Origin of the sequence: Acinetobacter sp. NRRL B-65365 (assembly GCF_001605865.1) — a bacterium.
Classification (GTDB): Bacteria; Pseudomonadota; Gammaproteobacteria; order Pseudomonadales; family Moraxellaceae; genus Acinetobacter; species Acinetobacter vivianii.
The window spans coordinates 26,394-46,368 of record NZ_LRPD01000008.1 but is presented as its reverse complement, the minus strand read 5'-3'; the positions used below and the strand labels follow the sequence as shown (position 1 = coordinate 46,368).

Here is a 19,975-nt window from a genome sequence, read left to right as displayed (position 1 = left end):
GCGCATTGAGCGCCTTTTTTATTTTAAATCAGATGAAGATTAGTGCTTGTCATCAAATTCATTATGTTGTGGTGCGTTGTATTTAAAGCCTTTGGTTTTATAACCCAAGTATAAAATACCAAACATTGCCCACCATAAACCGAACTTCAATGCCGACTCTTCAATTTCAAGCCACATTGCAAAGATGCTGATAAAGCCGAGCAAAGGAATAATCACAAAGCTGATAATGTCTTTCAGGTTTTTAGTTCGGCCATCTCGTAATGCATATCGAGAAATAACAGACAGGTTTACAAAGGTAAATGCTGTCAGTGCACCAAAGCTAATCATTGAAATAACAATATCCAGATCCATAAAGCCAGCAGTCAATGCGACTAAACCGACAATGATAATGTTATACGACGGTGTAAAAGTCTTCGGGCTAATATGACCGAAAATCTTCTTGTTGATCACGCCGTCTCGACCCATCACGTACATTAAGCGAGAAACGCCTGCATGTGCAGAAATCCCTGATGCCATGACCGTTACAATTGCAAAAGCAAGTACGTAAGACTGGAATAATGAACCGCCGACCAAAAGCAGAATCTCAGGTTGAGTTTCAGCAATATTGGTGAAATACGACTTAGGATCATTCGGGAAGTAAATCTGCATAAAGTAAGTGCTAATAATGAAAATAACACCAGCAAATAATGCAGTCAGGAAAATTGCTTTCGGTAAGGTTTTTTCTGTATCTTTGGTTTCTTCTGCCAAAGAGCTGAGAGAGTCAAAACCTGTAAATGAGAAGCAGAGTAGGGTTGCACCTGTAATTAATGCACCAACCGAGGTCAGTTCATTCCAGAAGGGTTCCATACTCCATAACTGATAGCGGGTTTCAGCCGTAATCGCACCATCCGCATTGATCCCCATTTGCAATTTGTCATAAACTAGATAGGTAAATGTTGCAATCACAATCAACTGTACCAGTACAATCCAGCTATTAAAGTTGGCGACAAAACGGGCACCACGTAAGTTGATCCCTGTCATAAATGCCGTGAGCACAACTACCCAGACCCAATGATTCACCGTTGGGAACAAGGCTTCTAGATAAATTACCGCCAAGATAATATTGACCATCGGTGAAAGTAAATAATCCAGCCAAGATGACCAACCCACCATGAAACCTACATTGGGATGAATTGATTTTTGTGCATAGGTATAAGCCGATCCTGATGATGGGTATCGACGAATCATGTGACCATAACTGATTGAAGTAAATAAGATTGCAATCAGGGCAACAATATAGGAGGTCGGAACATGGTGATGACTTTCTTCCGAAACCAATCCGAAAGTGTCAAACAAAGTCATGGGTTGGATGTAAGCTAAACCAATAATGATAATGTGCCAAAGACCCAGTGTCTTTTGCAGCTTAGCTACCGATGGAGTCCCAGAGATATTTGTCAACGGCGTTATCCTCATAATCGTTGATCAAGGATCAGCTATGGTTTAAGGATCATTTGAGACGAAATGATCCCCCCTACAGAAAAAACGAAGTGCGCCAATCTATCGTAAAACGCTATAAATTGGCAGTACTTTTACACTTTTTTTAGCAACTTTTTTGCCAAAAGGGTAAACAAAAAGATGAATAAAGATTCACTGAAATAAAATAAAGCCTCAAAATTGAGGCTTTATTTCAATTAAAATTATTTAATTCAATGTATTACCATGCTTTTTGCAGGATTGCACGAATATCTTGCAGGTTTGCTTCTTTTGGATTGTAAATGATTGAGCCATCATTCAATGCCTTTTCAGCCACTTCATCCAGTTGTGCTTCGGTGACTTTACCAGTTTCACGTAAGGTACGTGGTAACTTGGTTAGACTAAATAAGCGATCACGCATGGCAAGCACTGTGGCAATGGCTTTATCTGCACGGAGATTAGCAGGTGTTTGTGCGTAAATATCCGCACCTGCAAGTGGAAGCAGTAATTCGCCAATCTTGTCGCCATTGATCTCTTTGTTATATTCGAGCACGTATGGCAAGAATAGGTTCATGCACAATCCATGCGGCAGATGAGCAACGGCACCAAGCGCATGACCCAGTGAATGGACTAAGCCAACCATTGAGTTTGAGAAAGCGATCCCAGCCATTGTTGATGCTTGAGCAAGTTCTAGACGACCTTGTGCATCGCTAGGATTGTCTAAAACTTTAAACAGGTTTTCGCTGATCTTTTTAATCCCTGCGCTTGCATAGGCATCACTAAGCGGATTGGCTGCCAAACAGGTATAAGCTTCAACACAGTGTGTCAGTGCATCCATACCTGTCATAGCTGTCAAATGCGGTGGCAAGGTTTGGGTCATGCGTGGATCCAGAATCGCAGCATGTGGCATCAAATAGTAAGAGGCAAAAGCCAGTTTTACATTGCGTTGCGTATCAGAAACCACAGCCACCATGGTCACTTCTGAACCTGTACCAGAAGTGGTTGGAATCACGAAGAATGGTTTGAGTGGTTTTGGCAGGTTGTGCGCACCTGAATATTGCAACAGATCATCGCCGCCTTCAGACACCAAGATGTTGGTTGCTTTAGAGGTATCAATGACGGAACCTCCACCAATCGCAATGATCGCATCACATTTTTGCTTGCGATATAGTTCAGCAGCTAGGCGAACCACTTCCAGACTTGAATCGGGTGGCACATCATCAAAAATCGCGCCAATTACTGCATCAGTTGTGCTGAAAGCAGCTTCAATTGGGCTGAGTAAACCATTGGCACGCACGCCTTTATCGGTAATGATCATTGGGCGTTTTGCGCCTAAAGTCGCTAGTTCAAAAGGGATGTGCTCTAACGCAGCGTTACCAGCAATGACTTTTACAGGACAGAAAAACTCGTAATAAGGCTTAGCCATGTTATGCGCTCCGTTTCAGATATGATTTTGCGACTTTAAGATAAATATTTTTTGCACCTGCGAATTTTTCTTTTAATGTCAATTCAGCAGGGTAGCGTTTCACAGCAAGTGAAGCGATCAATTTTGGTAGGATCAAAGCTTCCATTTTATTCAGGCAACGCACTAAACGAATGGCGCTGGAGACATCACCATCAGCGATCATACGGTCATTGGCAAAGGCTTGAGCTGTACTTTCCTGAAATGAAAATACCAGAAAGGCATGGGTCAGATGTTTGAAAGTAATGGTTAAATCTGGCTTGCCTTTGTAGTTTGGCAGAAGCTCTAATTGTTTTTCTTCGGTCACTCGAGCAATGAATGCTGGCCCATTTGGAAAAACATTCATTGAAAGGATAAAACCAACAGGAAACTTGGACACTTCCTCTTGTACTTCACGATCCACTTGGCTTGCCATTACGAGGCCACGACCCACGACATCCATCATGAGTTTGACATAGGCAAATTGCAAAGTGGGCTTCACTGCTTTGGTTGAAATCACTTGCTCATCCCTTATTAAAATTATGCAAAAGCTAATTTAGAGCTTTTACTCTAATTTATTTTATCGGGATTGAAAAGCAAATTATTCAGATTTGACTACAAGGTCATTAAAGAAGTCGGTATTTTTTAGATAAGTAACGAAAGTATCGCAGAGTTGTTCAAAGCTTGGATAATCTTCAAGTAAGTCTTGCAGGCGCACCATTTCTAAACCTGCATAGCCACATGGATTAATGGTTTGAAAGCCTGTTAAGTCACAGTCAATATTGAGTGCAAGACCATGATAGCTACGACCACGACGAATCTTAAAGCCTAGTGAACCGATTTTTCGTCCATCCACATAAACTCCAGGCGCATCGGGTTTGGCGTAGGCATCGATATTGTACTGTTTGAGCAGGTCAATCATGGCTTGTTCAGCAAAACTCACCAAAGTACGGACATGCCATTTCAAGCGATTTAGATCCAGAAGAAAATAAGCAACCAGCTGGCCTTTGCCATGCCAAGTCACTTGACCGCCACGATCTGTATGAACAATTGGTAGGTTACTGTGCATGAGGATGTGTTCGGCTTTACCTGCTTGACCTTGGGTTAAAACATCCTGATGTTGTAATAACCAGACTTCATCAGGGGTGTTTTCATCACGATGGGTTGTGAAGTCTTTCATGGCTTCAAAACGAGTCGTGTAATCTTGTAGATCATTGAAACAACGTATGATTAAGGTGGGTTTTACAGCACTCATTACAACAGAATTTCCTTTGCAATTTTTAATGGGTCAGTGGCGTAATTATGTAATGATTTTGAGAAGATAAATAGCGATTTATCAACAGGAAGGATATTATTTTTACGCAAAAAAAATCCAAAACACTTTCGCATTTTGGATTTCTCTATTAAAGCGCTGTCTTGATTAAAGGACAGGCTGCAAGATCAGCATATAACGCATGAACTTGTTCCAGCTCTTCAAAGCGTAATTGGGCTGTTAAAGAGTGGTATTTACCTGTACGTGAAGGCTGAACTTTTACCGAGTTGCCATCAAATTCAGGGAAGTGCTTCTGCAAAATATCAACAACAGCGACTCGAAGTTCATCCCCTGCATTACCAATCAATTTGATTGGATAGTCCATTGGGAAGACCCAAAGATGTTCTTGTAATTCACGAGAAGGAGTGCGGTCTAACATGAGCAACCTCTTAATTTGAAACGCCTGCATCAGTGCAGGCGCTTTTGATCTAATACATAGATGGGGGTGAAGTATTGAACTTCAAGTCTTGAATAAGGGCTTTAGCCCTCACTCAAGATGTCCCAAAGATTAGTCGTTTTCCAAGAATGAACGTAAGTGTTCAGAACGAGAAGGGTGGCGAAGCTTGCGTAATGCTTTCGCTTCAATCTGACGAATACGTTCACGTGTTACGTCAAACTGTTTACCTACTTCTTCTAAAGTATGATCGGTTGGCATATCGATACCAAAACGCATTTTCAATACTTTCGCTTCACGTTCAGTCAAGTTTTCAAGCACTTCACGCGTCGCTTCTTTCAAGCCTTCCGAGGTCGCAGCATCTACTGGAGAAGTGATGTTTGAGTCCTCAATGAAGTCACCAAGATGCGAATCTTCATCATCACCGATCGGTGTTTCCATCGAAATCGGTTCTTTTGCGATTTTAAGTACTTTACGAACCTTAACTTCGTCCATTTCCAGACGTTCACCTAATTCTTCAGGTGTAGGCTCGCGGCCCATTTCTTGAAGTAGCTGACGTGACACACGGTTGATCTTGTTGATCGTTTCAATCATATGTACTGGAATACGAATGGTACGTGCCTGATCCGCAATCGAACGGGTAATTGCCTGACGAATCCACCAAGTTGCATAAGTCGAGAATTTATAACCACGACGATATTCAAACTTGTCTACGGCTTTCATCAAACCGATGTTACCTTCTTGAATAAGATCGAGGAACTGTAAGCCACGGTTAGTGTATTTTTTCGCAATCGAAATTACCAAACGCAAGTTGGCCTCAACCATTTCTTTTTTGGCACGGCGTGCTTTCGCTTCGCCCACAGCCATACGCTTAGAAATCTCTTTGATGTCTTTAACGTTTAAGCCAAGGTCTTTCTCGATATCGGCAATCTTTTGCTGGAATGCCAATACGTCTGGACGTACTTTTTCCAAATGTGCTTTGGTTTCAGCAGGTGCTTTTGCAATCTGTTCGTCTAACCATGCAGGATTTGATTCTTGCTCAGGGAAGGTGGTACGGAACTGGTTACGGTCCATACGGCCGCGACGCACTGCATAACGCATGATTTCACGTTCATTTGAACGGATTTGTTCATGTGTACCACGAATCATTTCTGAAATGATTTCAAACAGACGTGGCGTAAATTTGAACATCATGAACACAGCAGCAAGCGCTTCGAGAGCCGCTTTCGCTTCTTCACTGTTACGACCGTGTTTTGCCACAACTGTTTTTGTTTCGTTCCAAGCCGCTTCTAATTCGGAGAAACGAACTTTAGCAACTTCTGGGTCTGGACCTGAATCACCTTCAGAGTCATCATCACCTTCAGATTCTTCTTCTTCGTCATCATCATCAAGTTTGACGTCTTTGGCTTTAGAAGAATCTTTCTCTTCATCTTCTTCTTCAATCTCAGCCTCTTCCAGAACTTCTGGAATTTCTTCGTCAGTTTCCGGATCTAAATAGCCAGAAAGAATATCGGCAAGACGACGTTCGCCCGTTAAAAAATCATTATATTCTTGTAAAACAACTTCAACAGCATTTGGCCAGTAAGCAATCGAATGTAAAACGTCACGAATACCTTCTTCGATGCGTTTTGCAATGCTAATTTCGCCTTCACGTGTAAGAAGTTCAACTGTACCCATTTCACGCATATACATACGTACAGGGTCAGTGGTACGACCAGGCTCACTTTCAACCGATGCTAATACGGCAGCAGCTTCTTCTTCGGCAACTTCGTCAGCAGCTTCGGTTGATTCACCAAACATGGTGTCATCAGTTTCTGGCGCACGTTCATGCACTGGAATACCAACGTCTTGAAGCATCTGGATGATGTCTTCAATCTGCTCACTTTCCGTAATTGAGTCTGGTAGATGATCGTTAACCTCAGCGTAAGTTAAATAACCTTGCTCTTTGCCTCGGCTAATCAGAGCCGCTACTTGCGAAGTAGGGGAATTCATATCGCTCATCTTTGCTTACTCTTTTGTTGAATCTGTGGCGGTGAAAAACCGTGCATGATAGCACAATTCACGATGAATGTTTTGGATTTGATCCGTTTGCTCTAAATAAAAAATAGATTTGATTTCACGTTTGTTCATTGAATATGGGGTTAAGTCATAATTTTTCAAGCGTAATTCCTGTTTAAAGAACTTTTTTCATTGTTGATGTCCCTGGATTATAAATACACAAAAAAACTGCCGAAAAAAAGTACAAAACACGGTTTTATGGTAAAAAAAACAAATAAAACTTGACAAGGTGGGCCAAGACCGATAAATAGCGGCTAGACCCATTAACATTTTTTCATTAGAGGTACTTAGTGTCTTCTACAGATTTTGAACTAGATGATGATAACTACGGTGAAGATGATGTTGGTTTTGATGAGTCATCAGGAAAAATCAGCGCTAAAGAATCATTAGAAAAGCGCCGTTTAATTGATGACCTTTTAGCTCAACGTCGTTTAGAACGAGAATTAAAAGATTTTGACTATGATTTCGACGATGATGACCTTGACGACGAAGACTAAGCGAAATTGCTAAGACTTCACGCCCGAAAATGTTATGCTGTTGCCGATGTATTTTTAAAATTGGATTAAACAAAGAATGAGCACGTTAGATTTAGACTTATTGAGTAATTATCTTGACGGTGATCAAAACGAATACGGTCTAGATTTTGCAGCGACTCATGGCTTTTTGTGTGCAATTGCCGTTGGTCCACAATTTGATCGTTGGTTAGATGAACTTTTCGAAGGTAACCATAAAAAACTTCCTGCTGAAGTACTTGAGCAGGTGAAGCTTTGGTTGGAATCTATTCGTCAGGATTTAGCCAATGAAAATGGAATCGAGTTTCCATTTGAAATCGAAGAAGCTGATGTTGAGTCAAGCTTGGGCGATTGGAGTGTTGGTTTTGTTGATGCGATGTTCCTCAATGAAGATGCGTGGTTTGCACCTGAGTTTGAAGAACAGTTGATTGACTTAACCTTACCAATCATGGTCTTTAGCGGAATTGATGAAGAAGATCCACAAATGGAATCTTTCCGCCGTAATGGCCAGCTAATGGATGAATTGGCAGAAGAAATCCCTGAAAACTTGAATGAACTCTATTTGATGTATCATACGCCAGCGTAATGCTACATCTGGAGCAGCTTAAAAAAGTTGCCCTAGAAAAAATAAATATGAAAACGTCCCTAGAGGACGTTTTTTTATCGGTGGATTTTTATGATTAAAATCAGATCAGGGTATATATATCGCGATGATTATTATTTTAAACCTTAAAATGTGGCAAAAAATAAACTAAGCCCTAATCCACTGAGTACAGCACCAATCACACGATTAATAATCTTCTGCTTGGATAAAATCTTATTTCGAATCATTGGGGTAGCACAAAAAATGGCAATCATACAAAACCATGCGAGGTGACTTACAGAAATAAAAAGCCCATAGCCGAGAAGTGTCATATTGCTATTTTCGGTGCTGATGAGTTGAGAATAAATACTCATGACAAATAATGTGGTTTTAGGATTTAGACTATTGGTGAAAAAGCCATGTTTAAATGCTTGCCAGCGGGTCAGATCAATATTGTTTGAATTCAATCTAACTGGCGCTTGAGTGAATATCTTATAGCCAATATAAATCAGGTAGGTCGCTCCAATATACTGGATAATATGAATTAAACTGGGAATATGATGCTGCAAAAACGTTAATCCAATCACGCTATATGCAACATGTACCCAGACACCACAAGCAATACCATAAGCAGTGCAGAGCCCCAAAGATCGACCATAAAGATAACTATTTCGGCTCACGAGGGCAAAATCTGCACCTGGACTAATAACTGCCAATAAGGTGACCAGGCCTACCGTAATTATTTCATTCACTCATCTATTCCTAAGCTAATCATTTTAACAATTTCTATATTTTTCATATTCTTGTTATATTTAAAAACGAAATTAATTCCTGTCTATGCATGAGTTTTTGGAATGATTGAGCGTTTATCTTTGAATTCTCTTAAGTTTTTTTATTATGTTGCTCGTTATGAAAGCATGACGATTGCCGCAGAACGCTTATTTGTGACACAAGGTGCAGTGAGTAAGCAGCTTAAAAGTCTGGAAGAGATGCTCGGTTTTGCTTTATTTATTCGGGAAGCACGAAAATTACGATTAACCCAACAAGGTGAGATTTTATTTGACTGTTGCCAGCAAGTGTTCCAGCAGCTTGATCAATGCTTATTACAATTACAACAACAGACGGGAATAAAAAAGAATCTTGTGTTGTCTTGTGAGCCGACGATTGCAATGAAATGGCTGATTCCTCGTTTAGCGCAATTTAAACAGCTTTATCCTGAGTTTGAGGTCAGTCTGTTAACTGCGGGAGGAGAGGTCGATTTCAGGGCGCAAAATATTGACTTGGCTTTACGGAGAGATGATTTTGATTGGGGCACTGCGGTCTACAGTGAAAAAATTGCAGATGAGCATATCCTCTATGTAAAAGCTAAGCACACACAGTCTACGGGAAATCAGGTATTTATTTCCAAGTCTAGGCCTCAATTGTGGCAACAATTTAAGCGTCATCATCAAGCGCAACTCAAGGAGATGAAAGCTGTTTCTCTTGAGCATTTTTATTTATGTATTGAAGCTTGTCTGGCAGGGTTGGGAACAACTGTTGTTTCGGCTTATATGGTTGAAAGAGAACTTAAATATCATTTGCTGCAACAGGTGGCCTCTGGCTATGCCGATGGTTCATCTTACTATCTTTTATCGGCACAACCGTTTGAAGAGGATGTTCGAAAGCTATTGTTGAGAGATTGGCTAAGAGATCAGATGCAGCAAAGCCAGTTATGGTTGGCTACTTTAAATTAGTGATCTTGAGAATTGTCGATTGAATACCGTAGGGTTTGGGTTATTGATTGGATTTGTTGAGATAAAATTTCTTAATCGCCCACCACAAGAGATATAGAATAACGATCACTAAAATGATGGTGCTGATACGTTGCATGATCAGGCTCATCAATGCCTGATTCTGACTAAAATGAAAACCTAAATAAGCCAGAAAGCTGGTCCAGATTAAGGTGCCTGCAATGCTATAAAACATAAACTTTGCAAAAGGCATTTTACTCATGCCAGCAGGGATACTAATCAAAGACCGTACCGCAGGAATCATTCTGCCAAAAAAGACAATACGATGCCCATGCTTGTTGAACCAGTCCAGCGCTTTTTCTAAGTCAGACACTTGAATACGTAAATACTTGCCGTAGCGTTCGGTTAGTTTAAACAAGCGTTGCTGAGGAACTTTCCGTCCTATCCAATACAACAGCATCGCTGCGAGAATTGAACCTGCGCTGCCCGCCATAATCACACCGATGAGAGTGAGTTCACCTTTCGATGCTGTGTAGCCCGCTGAGGGCATAATAATTTCTGAAGGAATAGGCGGGAAAACGTTATCCAGAAACATTAAAAATGCGATACCTAAATATCCCAGTTTCTCCATGATAGATAGAACCCATTGTTCCAGTCCCATAACGCCCTTATATGATTCATTTGATTGTTGTTTTTAGCATAGTTGTGCTTGTTGCAATGCTCAAGCAGCGAATCGTTACATCATTTTATTATTGTCATAAAAAAGCCATAGTTTAACTATGGCTTGAATACAGTCTGTTTGGCGTTTTACAGACGTTTGCGTTTAGCAGCCGCAATTTGTGACTGGCGCATACGGAAGCCTGCTTTTTGTTTGTCTGAGGTTTTATCAATACAGTAAACACAAGACACGCCATGTTCATAGCTTGGAAGCTCAGCTTCAACTTTAGTGAGTGGCCAGCCACACGCGTGACACTTGATATTTTCGCCTTCTTCAACGCCGTGAGTAACCGCAGTGCGTCCGTCAAATACAAAGCATTCACCTTCCCACATACTTTCTTCAGCAGGAGTTTCTTCTAGGTATTTAAGAATACCGCCTTTCAGGTGATAGACTTCATTGAAACCTTCTTGAAGAAGGAGAGAGGTCGATTTTTCACAACGGATACCGCCAGTACAGAACATCGCAATTTTCTTGTCTTTATGCTGTTCAAGGTTTTGTTTTACGTATTCAGGAAATTCACGGAAAGTTTCTGTTTTAGGATCGATTGCACCCTTGAATGTACCCGCTTTATATTCATAGTCATTACGGGTATCAATCAGAATCACATCATCACGGCTAATTAGCTCGTTCCATTCTTTAGGATCAAGATAGTGGCCAACCAAATCACGTGGCTTCACTTCTACACCTAAAGTTACAATTTCTTTTTTGAGTTTGATTTTCATTTTACGGAATGGTTTGTCAGAGCTTTCAGACTCTTTATATTCCATTGCGTTAAAACCTTCGTTTAAAAGAAATTGATGAAGCGCATCAATGGCAGCACGGTCACCCGCAACCGTACCGTTAATTCCTTCAGAAGCGACAATCAGAGTTCCACATAAATTGATGCTATTCACTAAGTCCAAAAGACGTTGTTGCAGATCGGCTGCATCTGAAACTTCTTTAAATTGATATAGTGCTGCAACAACCCAATTATTGGTCGCTTGCTGTTCTACAGGTGCAAGCTGTTCTACAGTAGCGTTCATGGATAACTCCAAATGTATTAAGATAGGAAAATAAGGCGCATATCTTAGCGTGAAATCTGAAAATAAGCGAGAAAACCATAAAATAAATATGGTTTTATAGGAGTTGGTTTTGAGTAATGATCGTCGAATTCCATCATTGACCCCATGTGCAGGGCGCTGTTCAACGGTATTTGGTGATCTGGTCTGTCGTGGTTGTCGTCGCTTTAATCACGAGGTGATTCAGTGGAATACCTATACCGCCGAGCAACGTTTGATGGTGTGGAAGCGTTTAGATGCACAGCTCGATCAAATTCTTGTGCCTTTGTTGCCACATGCGAACTTGCAGCATATTGAAGGCTTTATTCAGAATAAGCGGATCAGGGTGTTAGAGAGCGCTAGTAAAGGTCGTAAGCTCTATCATGCCTTAAAGATTTGTGAGAAGAATAAGCACTTGGCGCATGAGAGCGGTCTTGGGATTGGTGATGCTCAGGTTAAACCGATCTGGGATGAGTTTGAACGTCGTGTATTGGCTTTGGCGAAAGCGAGCTATGAGCTGGCATGGTTACGTGCAGATGGCATCAGTAACACCTTATTGCGTGCATTAGAATTAGAAGAAGACGAGATTTAACAAAGATTTTAGCTGTAAAGATTCACTTTGATGAGGGTGAATAGATTTAGTCCATGTGCTACCTAGTATGGTTAGGTTGAAACAGGTTAGACAGTTTTAACGAGCTTGGGTTGCGGGCAAAATATTTGGCTAAGTGCTGCTGATCTGACTCACGAATTAAATTGATGCGAAAACCATGAGAGGTCGATCCGGAAGATCGGCCTTTTGTGCGGTACAGTTTTTCATGAATGATATAAATATGCTCACCATCACTAAAACGGCGATCAGCTAAAACTTTTAAGTGGACAGGCTGCGGAAAGCGATAGAGCACTTTTAAGCTTTGATAAAATTCATCATAAACATAAATGTGTTGCTGATCTGCGAAAAGATAGCTGAAATTTCCGGGATAAGGTTCACTGCTTTGATAGCCAAGCAGCTGTAAATGTGCTGTATCGACTGATGTAGTTCCCCAAAGCTTATGCTCAGCCACATGGGGGAGAGGATGCTCATTTAAATAAAAAGATCGATCATCTGTGGCTAAGTTCAGGTTTTGGCTAAAACGGTTGCTGCCACTAAAAATCTGGGTGTGTTGCGCATTGAGCCTGTCTAACTTTTTATCTTGAAAATAGACAAATTGCTGATCATGAATATATTCATTGCTGTTGGGAAAAGCCGTGCTCTGTTGTGGATTTAAGTCGGTTAAAGCATGTGTTTTATAATAGACCTGTCGGTCATCTTTTGCATAGAAATAGCCGAGTGCATTAAATTGTGGATGTAATATCGCAGTAAAACCAGCTGCATTTGCGTTGGTTAGGGGGTTATCCTGAAAGTAAACGTGTTGTTGATCTTTGGTGTAATCATTCCCTAAATAATGCGTGTGGGCTGGATCTAGCTGAGTGAGCACATGATCTTGCCAGTAAACCTGTTGAGGTGTTTTGCCGACATTACTATAGAGTTCATCGGCACGATCAGGAAGGTGACTTAAAGCCAAGCCTGTAAATTGATTGGCACTCGCAGCGGGAAGTAGAAATGTGCCTTGACCTTGTTTGAAAATATAGACCTGATTTTGAAAAGTTTCAAAATTTGTCCCAGAGATCGACGATGTTTGTTGGCTGGGTAACTTGACACTGCCATCATCAAATTCATGCCAGAGTAATAAAGCGATAAACGTACTGAAACTCGCTAAAATACCAAGAATAAACGCTGTGGAAATCCACTTTTGTTTACGTTGAAATGCAGTTTGTGCCTGTGGATCGGCGATCAAGGTCATGATGTCAACATGGGTTTTCTTGTTGATACTAGCATTGCTGGTACGTTGTAATTGTTGCTGCTTAGCCAGAGATTCCAGTTTTTTCCAAAACTGTAACAACTCACTGTGTTGTTGGGTTAAAGTGGCAGGCCACATCCATGAATTGAAATAAAAATATTGCCGATAAGGTGCTGTTTTGGTCAGCAGGTTTAAGCTATGGATCTGGGTATGATGTTGCCGCAGTTGAATATGAATCAAATCTTGCCAAGGATAAAAATAAGTCTGCGCTGATTTTTCTAGACCAAGACCTTGCCGATAGAGTTTAAGCGTAATTGTTTGCCTAAAACATTTTTGATAAAGCTGGTTATAAAGATAAAGAACAGGTATCAATAGACCCAACATCAACGCAATATTAAGCAGTTGAGCAAAGAGGGGAAGAATTTGATAAAAATAATAAAGGCTAAAATCGTAGAGGCAATAAACCAAAAATAACCAGCTGAGTACGATCAGTGCCAAAAACAGCACAAATGATGGAATCTTCATTTCATATGCTGTGATTGTTGTTTCGTATAAAACAGCGGACTTTTTATTCATTGCTTCAATGTTTTAGTGGGACGTATATAAAGGTATGTAGGTGTTATTTTTTTCAAGCATAACGGATAAAACAAAAAAAGGATGCATAAGCATCCTTTTTTATCAACGCTAATATGAATTAACGTTTGATGTCGCGTTGAGTCGAGCCTGTGTAAAGCTGACGTGGACGACCGATTTTGTATGGACCGCTGTGCATTTCTAACCAGTGGCTGATCCAGCCTACTGTACGTGCAAGCGCGAAGATTACCGTAAACATTTCTGTTGGGATACCAATCGCTTTTAAGATGATACCTGAGTAGAAATCTACGTTCGGGTAAAGCTTACGCTCTACGAAGTACGGATCGCTAAGTGCGATACGCTCAAGTTCCATTGCAAGTTGCAATTGTGGATCGTTGATGCCTAAAGCTTCAAGAACTTCGTCACAAGTCTGTTTCATGACTTTCGCACGTGGGTCGAAGTTTTTGTAAACACGATGACCGAAGCCCATGAGTTTAACTTCTTTACGCTTCACTTTTTCCATGAATTCAGCAACGTTTTCTACGCTACCAATTTCATCAAGCATCTTAAGTACAGCTTCGTTCGCACCACCGTGAGCAGGTCCCCAAAGTGCTGAGATACCAGCAGAGATACATGCATACGGATTCGCACCAGTAGAACCAGCGAGACGAACTGTAGAAGTAGACGCATTTTGTTCGTGGTCAGCATGAAGCGTGAAGATACGATCCATTGCGCGAGCAAGAACTGGGTTTACTTTGTAATCACGGTCAGCAGGCGTAGCAAACATCATGTGTAAGAAGTTTTCTGCATAACCAAGGTCATTACGTGGGTAAATGAATGGTTGACCTACAGTGTATTTGTAGCTCCACGCTGCAAGCGTAGGAATTTTTGCGATTAAGCGAATCGCAGTGATTTCACGGTGATTTACATCTTCGATGTCTAATGCATTGTGATAGAACGCAGATAACGCACCAACAACACCAACCATTATCGCCATCGGGTGAGCATCACGACGGAAACCATTGAAGAAACGGCTTACTTGATCGTGAACCATTGTGTGGTTACGTACTTTAGCGTCAAATTCTGCTTTTTGTTCAGCATTTGGAAGCTCGCCATTTAATAATAAGTAGCAAGTTTCTAAGTAGTCTGCTTGAGTCGCTAATTGATCAATCGGATAGCCACGGTGTAATAACACACCTTTGTCACCATCAATGAATGTGATCTTAGATTCGCAAGCCGCTGTCGCCATAAAACCAGGATCGAAAGTAAAGTGACCTGATGCTAATACATCTTTAACGTCAATTACATCTGGGCCCAATGTGCCGCTGTAAATTGGTAATTCAATTTCTTTGCCATCAAGCTGTAATACGGCTTTTTTGCCAGTTGCTGCAGACATTCAATAGATCTCCTGTCCTGGTGAATGATTATCTGACTCGAAATACTAATCTTGTCATGTGCGAATCAGACGGTGTCAAAATTTGCTATAAGATTAGTGGCTACTAAAATTTTGTCAATTATACTTAGGGATAAAAAATGACGTTGCTACAGTCAATTAGTCATTCAGTATCGAAGAAAAAACTGAGTAAAATCACAGCACCGGTCGAGTATAATATGTCAAATCAAGTTTTAGGTGCATAAAAAAAATGAAGCATCAGTACAATTGTAAGTAAATTTTTAGATTGCCTATATTTTGATGCTTATAAAATAAATACTTATCACTTTTCAAAAGCCTGTAGTTCTCTAGGTTTAGCCTTTACTGGTCATTAAAAAATGGTTAAAAACTTTACATGTAAACTAATATTTGATTCATTTTGGTGCAATTGATTGTATAAAAAATGACTCATTGGCTTTGGATGTTGAAATATAAAAATAGATTATTAATTGATTATATTTAATATATAAATGAGCAGTATTATTTTAAAGCATGCGTAAAGTGTGATTATTTGGACAAATAAAAACTTAAAAACGCATTATTTTGAGAAAATATAAGAAAAGAATTTATAAATTAGAAAGTATCTATAAAAAATAGTATCTTATTTTTATCATTACAAAACAATTAGATAGTGTTTTTTGGCTGAACTTGATGGATTTTTGGTCGTTATTATGCGTGTGAATGATTCTTATTTAAAGTTTTTTTCGACTAAAGCGAAAGCTGATTGTTTGTATTTTGATATTTCACGTTTTATAATTCGATGTCGTTTATAGGTTAGGCATGTGCTGTGCTTGCCTAACAATGCCAGCTTTCCTTTGAATTAATTCAAACAAACTCCGGATGGAGTTTCTACCTACAGGATGCCCGCTGTGAAAAGCAACAGACCTGTCAATTTGTCCATGGGTCAGGTGTTAGCGGTAAATTTACGCTCACCCGTGGCTATTGCATCAATTCTACACCGTCTATCAGGTGTAATCGTTTTCTTATTAGTCGCTGTTCTTTTATGGATTTTGGATAAATCTTTATCTTCACCAGAAGGATTTGACTACGTTAAAAATGTCGTTTTCGGAAATATCATTGTACGTTTCGTCGTATGGGTATTTGTAGCAGGATTAATTTTCCATCTTATCGCAGGGATCAAGCACTTGCTTGCTGACCTCGGTTTTGCTGAAGAATTACAAAGCGGTCGTATCGCAGCTACAGTTTCATTGATCTTGTCTGCGGTTGGTATTGTCGCAGCATTCGTATGGATTATGTTCTGATGAAAAGTGCTACAGGTTTAACAGGTTCAGGTTCTCGCGATTGGTATATCCAGCGTGTTAGTGCTGTGGTGTTGGCTGCATACACTATTGTTTTATTAGGCTGGATCCTTTGCAATAGCGGATTTGGTTATGAACAGTGGGCTGGCTTTATGCTGACTTTGCCAATGAAGATTTTTTCTTTATTAGCAGTGTTATCGCTCGTTGCACACGCTTGGATTGGTATGTGGCAAGTCTTTACTGATTATGTAACGACTCGTCAAATGGGTCCTTCAGCTTCAGGTTTACGCCTTGTACTGACTTCTGCTGTCATTATTTCAGTGATCGTGTACGCAATCTGGGGTATCCAGATTTTCTGGGCAAATTGATAGGAAGAGATCATGGGCGCAATTAACCCTAAAGAAGATTATTCAAATATTCAAAACCTCACTTTCGACGCGGTTATCGTCGGTGGTGGTGGTTCTGGTATGCGCGCTGCTTACCAACTTGCTCAAGCTGGTTTAAAAGTTGCGGTATTGACCAAAGTATTCCCGACACGTTCGCATACAGTTGCTGCTCAAGGTGGTATTGGTGCGTCGTTAGGTAACATGCAAGAAGATAACTGGCACTATCACTTCTATGACACGGTTAAAGGTTCTGACTGGTTAGGCGATCAGGATGCAATCGAGTTCATGACCCGTGAAGCGCCAAAAGTTGTTTACGAGCTTGAACACTTGGGTATGCCTTTTGACCGTAACGAAGATGGTACGATCTATCAGCGTCCATTCGGTGGTCACTCTGCAAACTACGGCGAAAAAGCTGTTCCACGTGCGTGTGCTGCTGCTGACCGTACAGGTCACGCGTTGTTGCATACCTTATATCAAAGCAACGTAAAAATGGGCACCCAGTTCTACGTTGAGTGGATTGCATTAGACTTGATCCGTAACGAAGCGGGTGATGTTCTTGGTGTGACAGCGATCGATCAGGAAACTGGTAACATCGCCGTATTCCAAGCGAAAGCGACTTTATTCGCTACAGGTGGTGCTGGTCGTGTTTACCGTGCATCAACCAATGCTTATATCAACACTGGTGACGGTCTTGGTATGGCTGCTCGTGCGGGTATTCCATTACAAGATATGGAATTCTGGCAATTCCACCCAACGGGTGTTGCGGGCGCAGGCGTATTGTTAACTGAAGGTTGTCGTGGTGAAGGTGGTATCCTTCGTAACAAAGACGGCGAACCATTCATGGAACGTTATGCACCAACTTTGAAAGACTTGGCGCCACGTGACTTCGTATCACGTTCAATGGACCAGGAAATTAAAGAAGGTCGTGGTTGTGGTCCTAAAGCGGATTATATCTTACTTGATATGACTCACTTGGGTGCTGAAACGATTATGAAACGTCTTCCATCTGTATTTGAGATTGGTAAGAAGTTCGCAAACGTTGACTGTACGAAAGAGCCAATTCCAGTTGTACCAACAATCCATTATCAAATGGGTGGTATTCCAACGAATATTCATGGTCAAGTGGTTGTGCCGCATGGTGTGGAAGAGGGTGAATTCTCTGCTCACTATGATAAAGATACTAAAGAGTATTCTTATAAAGGTACGCGTGACTATGTGAAGCCTGTAAAAGGTTTCTACGCGATTGGTGAATGTTCTTGCGTATCTGTACATGGTGCAAACCGTTTAGGTACTAACTCATTGCTTGACCTTGTGGTATTTGGTAAAGCAGCGGGCGAGCACATCATTGATTATGTAACCAAGCATCATGGCGATGATTATGCACCGCTTCCAACAGATGTATTGGTAAATACCTTAGAACGTGTACGTAAACTGGATGAATCAACTGCTGGCGAAAATGCACAAGAAGTTGCTGATGCGATCCGTGACATCGTACAAGATCACGCAGGTGTATTCCGTACTCAAGCATTGCTTGACAAAGGCGTAAAAGAAATCCTTGCGATCGAATCTCGTGTTCGTAACATTCATTTGAAAGACAAGTCTCGCGTATTTAACACAGCACGTGTTGAAGCGTTAGAAGTTGAAAACTTGTATGAAGTAGCGAAGGCAACTTTGATTTCTGCTGCTGCACGTAAAGAATGTCGTGGTGCGCATACCGTTGTTGACTATGAGTTAGCACCGGATCACCCAACTTACTCTTACGGTCGCCGTGATGATGAGTGGATGAAGCATACATTATGGTATTCGGCAGACAACCGTCTTGAATATAAGCCAGTGCGTTTCAGCCCGTTAACGGTTGAAGCAATTGAACCTAAACCACGTACATTCTAATCGGGAGAACAAAGATGAGTAGAGGCACTCGTACATTCGAAATCTACCGCTATGATCCTGATAAGGATAAAGCGCCGTACATGCAAACTTTCAAACTTGAGTTAACCGATAAGCACCGTATGTTGCTTGATGCGTTACTTGCGTTGAAAGTGCAGGATGAATCATTAACATTCCGTCGCTCTTGCCGTGAAGGTATTTGTGGTTCGGATGGTGTGAACATCAATGGTAAAAATGGTTTAGCGTGCTTGTGGAACCTGAACGATTTACCAGAGAAGATTGTGATCCGTCCTTTACCTGGTTTACCAGTTGTAAAAGACTTGGTTGTAGACATGAACCAGTTCTATGATCAATATGACAAGATTCAACCGTTCTTGATCAACAACCAGCCAGCACCAGCGAAAGAGCGTTTACAGTCCCAAGCAGAACGTGAACACTTAGATGGTTTGTATGAATGTATTCTTTGTGCATGTTGTTCAACTTCATGCCCATCATTCTGGTGGAACCCTGATAAGTTCCTTGGACCATCAGCATTGTTAAATGCATACCGCTTTATCATTGACTCTCGTGATACAGCAACACAAGAGCGTTTGGCGCGTTTAGACGACCCATTCTCTTTGTTCCGTTGTAAAGGGATCATGAACTGTGTATCTGTATGTCCTAAAGGTTTGAACCCGACAAAGGCAATTGGTCACATTCGTAACATGCTGTTAGATCAAGCAGGCTAATCTGTTTTTTCTAGGCAAGAAAGGAGCCCCGAGAGGGGCTTCTTTTTTATTTTTCGAAATCATCAAAATTGGTTGAAAAATGTTTGCTTGAATAAAGTGAGGCTTGAATTTTAAAAAATTGACCTTAAATATTTATGGGTTTTGTTGTTAATTAAAATCATCAAAATCGATATGGTGAATGGGTTGATTTATTTTTAATCAAACTGAGCGCGCTTTGTGCAATATTTGTAGAGAATGTTTATTTTTGATCGATTGGAGTGCAACTTTTATCAAAAGGGCGGTATATTAGAATATAATTTGATATGTGTATTTCGCTGCTTTATAGATGGTATGTGTCAAAAAAATCAATCCAAGCTTGAGAACATGTTAGGATTTCTGCCACAACTGGAATCAAAAAATAAGCAGATTCTTGAGCTTATCGTTAAAGAAAGCCTTCAAGATTTGTACAGATTTCATTGAAAAAGTCAATTTAGAAAAGTTAAAAATTTAGTTAATTTTTCTAAAATGATTTGCAAAAAATTGCTCGATTTCATCGAGTATGAAAAATGAGTTATGTGTCTTGAATTGAAGGTGCATGGCTCATTTGTTACATCAAAGGGAAATACTCCTGATGTGTAGTAATAATGTCTCAAGGT

At 40.6% G+C, this 19,975-nt stretch carries 19 protein-coding genes; 8 read left to right on the top strand and 11 right to left on the bottom strand.

What is annotated here, in order from left to right:
• Positions 1-39: 39 nt before the first annotated feature.
• From AWW72_RS05585 to rpoD, 6 genes are all read right to left on the bottom strand, one after another.
• Entirely contained in the window at positions 40-1,437 is a 1,398-nt protein-coding gene (locus AWW72_RS05585; RefSeq protein ID WP_004775199.1) for an APC family permease, read from the bottom strand.
• A gap of 256 nt (positions 1,438-1,693) precedes the next feature.
• Positions 1,694-2,878: an iron-containing alcohol dehydrogenase gene (locus tag AWW72_RS05580; RefSeq protein ID WP_005259214.1), complete on the bottom strand. Its 1,185-nt coding sequence runs from the start codon at positions 2,876-2,878 to the stop codon at positions 1,694-1,696.
• Between the two features lies 1 nt (position 2,879).
• Complete coding sequence (locus AWW72_RS05575) at positions 2,880-3,413, bottom strand: hypothetical protein (protein WP_004775197.1); 534 nt, start codon at positions 3,411-3,413, stop codon at positions 2,880-2,882.
• A gap of 81 nt (positions 3,414-3,494) precedes the next feature.
• A complete protein-coding gene (gene lipB, locus AWW72_RS05570) occupies positions 3,495-4,148 on the bottom strand; it encodes a lipoyl(octanoyl) transferase LipB (protein WP_062846671.1) in 654 nt (217 codons plus the stop codon).
• Between the two features lie 148 nt (positions 4,149-4,296).
• Entirely contained in the window at positions 4,297-4,584 is a 288-nt protein-coding gene (locus tag AWW72_RS05565; RefSeq protein ID WP_004775193.1) for a YbeD family protein, read from the bottom strand.
• Between the two features lie 129 nt (positions 4,585-4,713).
• Entirely contained in the window at positions 4,714-6,600 is a 1,887-nt protein-coding gene (gene rpoD, locus AWW72_RS05560) for an RNA polymerase sigma factor RpoD (RefSeq protein WP_004775191.1), read from the bottom strand.
• A gap of 347 nt (positions 6,601-6,947) precedes the next feature.
• On the opposite strand from rpoD, the gene AWW72_RS05555 reads away from it, so the two are divergent.
• Both AWW72_RS05555 and AWW72_RS05550 read left to right on the top strand, forming a co-directional pair.
• A complete protein-coding gene (locus tag AWW72_RS05555; RefSeq protein ID WP_004775189.1) occupies positions 6,948-7,154 on the top strand; it encodes a PA3496 family putative envelope integrity protein in 207 nt (68 codons plus the stop codon).
• Between the two features lie 76 nt (positions 7,155-7,230).
• On the top strand, positions 7,231-7,755 hold the full coding sequence (locus AWW72_RS05550; RefSeq protein ID WP_005227080.1) for a YecA/YgfB family protein: 525 nt from the start codon (positions 7,231-7,233) through the stop codon (positions 7,753-7,755).
• 143 nt (positions 7,756-7,898) lie between these two features.
• On the opposite strand, the gene AWW72_RS05545 is transcribed toward AWW72_RS05550, so the two are convergent.
• Positions 7,899-8,504, bottom strand: coding sequence for a LysE family translocator (locus AWW72_RS05545; RefSeq protein ID WP_062846670.1), 606 nt, complete (start codon positions 8,502-8,504; stop codon positions 7,899-7,901).
• Between the two features lie 102 nt (positions 8,505-8,606).
• On the opposite strand from AWW72_RS05545, the gene AWW72_RS05540 reads away from it, so the two are divergent.
• Entirely contained in the window at positions 8,607-9,485 is an 879-nt protein-coding gene (locus tag AWW72_RS05540; protein WP_062846669.1) for a LysR family transcriptional regulator, read from the top strand.
• Between the two features lie 40 nt (positions 9,486-9,525).
• Here the strand turns inward: AWW72_RS05540 and AWW72_RS05535 are convergent, their stop codons facing one another.
• Positions 9,526-10,143 carry a DedA family protein gene (locus tag AWW72_RS05535; RefSeq protein ID WP_062846668.1) on the bottom strand — a complete coding sequence of 206 codons (618 nt, stop codon included), beginning with the start codon at positions 10,141-10,143 and terminating at the stop codon, positions 9,526-9,528.
• Between the two features lie 146 nt (positions 10,144-10,289).
• Positions 10,290-11,222 (bottom strand): oxygen-dependent tRNA uridine(34) hydroxylase TrhO, encoded by a 933-nt coding sequence (gene trhO / locus AWW72_RS05530; RefSeq protein ID WP_062846667.1) that lies wholly within the window; start codon positions 11,220-11,222, stop codon positions 10,290-10,292.
• Positions 11,223-11,331: 109 nt separating this feature from the next.
• Between trhO and AWW72_RS05525 the strand changes: the two genes are divergently transcribed.
• On the top strand, positions 11,332-11,829 hold the full coding sequence (locus AWW72_RS05525; protein ID WP_004775178.1) for a DUF1289 domain-containing protein: 498 nt from the start codon (positions 11,332-11,334) through the stop codon (positions 11,827-11,829).
• Between the two features lie 58 nt (positions 11,830-11,887).
• Here the strand turns inward: AWW72_RS05525 and AWW72_RS05520 are convergent, their stop codons facing one another.
• Together AWW72_RS05520 and gltA are read right to left on the bottom strand one after the other, a co-directional pair.
• Positions 11,888-13,651 (bottom strand): DKNYY domain-containing protein, encoded by a 1,764-nt coding sequence (locus AWW72_RS05520; protein ID WP_062846666.1) that lies wholly within the window; start codon positions 13,649-13,651, stop codon positions 11,888-11,890.
• 118 nt (positions 13,652-13,769) lie between these two features.
• Positions 13,770-15,044, bottom strand: a complete 1,275-nt coding sequence (gltA, locus tag AWW72_RS05515) for a citrate synthase (protein ID WP_004775175.1) — start codon at positions 15,042-15,044, stop codon at positions 13,770-13,772.
• Positions 15,045-15,940: 896 nt separating this feature from the next.
• Here gltA and sdhC point away from each other — a divergent pair.
• The 4 genes from sdhC to AWW72_RS05495 are packed head-to-tail and all read left to right on the top strand — an operon-like array spanning position 15,941 to position 19,340.
• Positions 15,941-16,342 carry a succinate dehydrogenase, cytochrome b556 subunit gene (sdhC, locus tag AWW72_RS05510; RefSeq protein ID WP_050560019.1) on the top strand — a complete coding sequence of 134 codons (402 nt, stop codon included), beginning with the start codon at positions 15,941-15,943 and terminating at the stop codon, positions 16,340-16,342.
• Positions 16,342-16,707: a succinate dehydrogenase, hydrophobic membrane anchor protein gene (sdhD, locus tag AWW72_RS05505; protein WP_004775170.1), complete on the top strand. Its 366-nt coding sequence runs from the start codon at positions 16,342-16,344 to the stop codon at positions 16,705-16,707. Before sdhC ends, sdhD begins: the two co-directional genes overlap by 1 nt.
• Positions 16,708-16,719: 12 nt before the next feature.
• Positions 16,720-18,615 (top strand): succinate dehydrogenase flavoprotein subunit, encoded by a 1,896-nt coding sequence (sdhA, locus tag AWW72_RS05500; RefSeq protein WP_004775167.1) that lies wholly within the window; start codon positions 16,720-16,722, stop codon positions 18,613-18,615.
• Positions 18,616-18,629: 14 nt separating this feature from the next.
• Positions 18,630-19,340, top strand: a complete 711-nt coding sequence (locus AWW72_RS05495) for a succinate dehydrogenase iron-sulfur subunit (RefSeq protein ID WP_004664446.1) — start codon at positions 18,630-18,632, stop codon at positions 19,338-19,340.
• Positions 19,341-19,975: the final 635 nt, after the last annotated feature.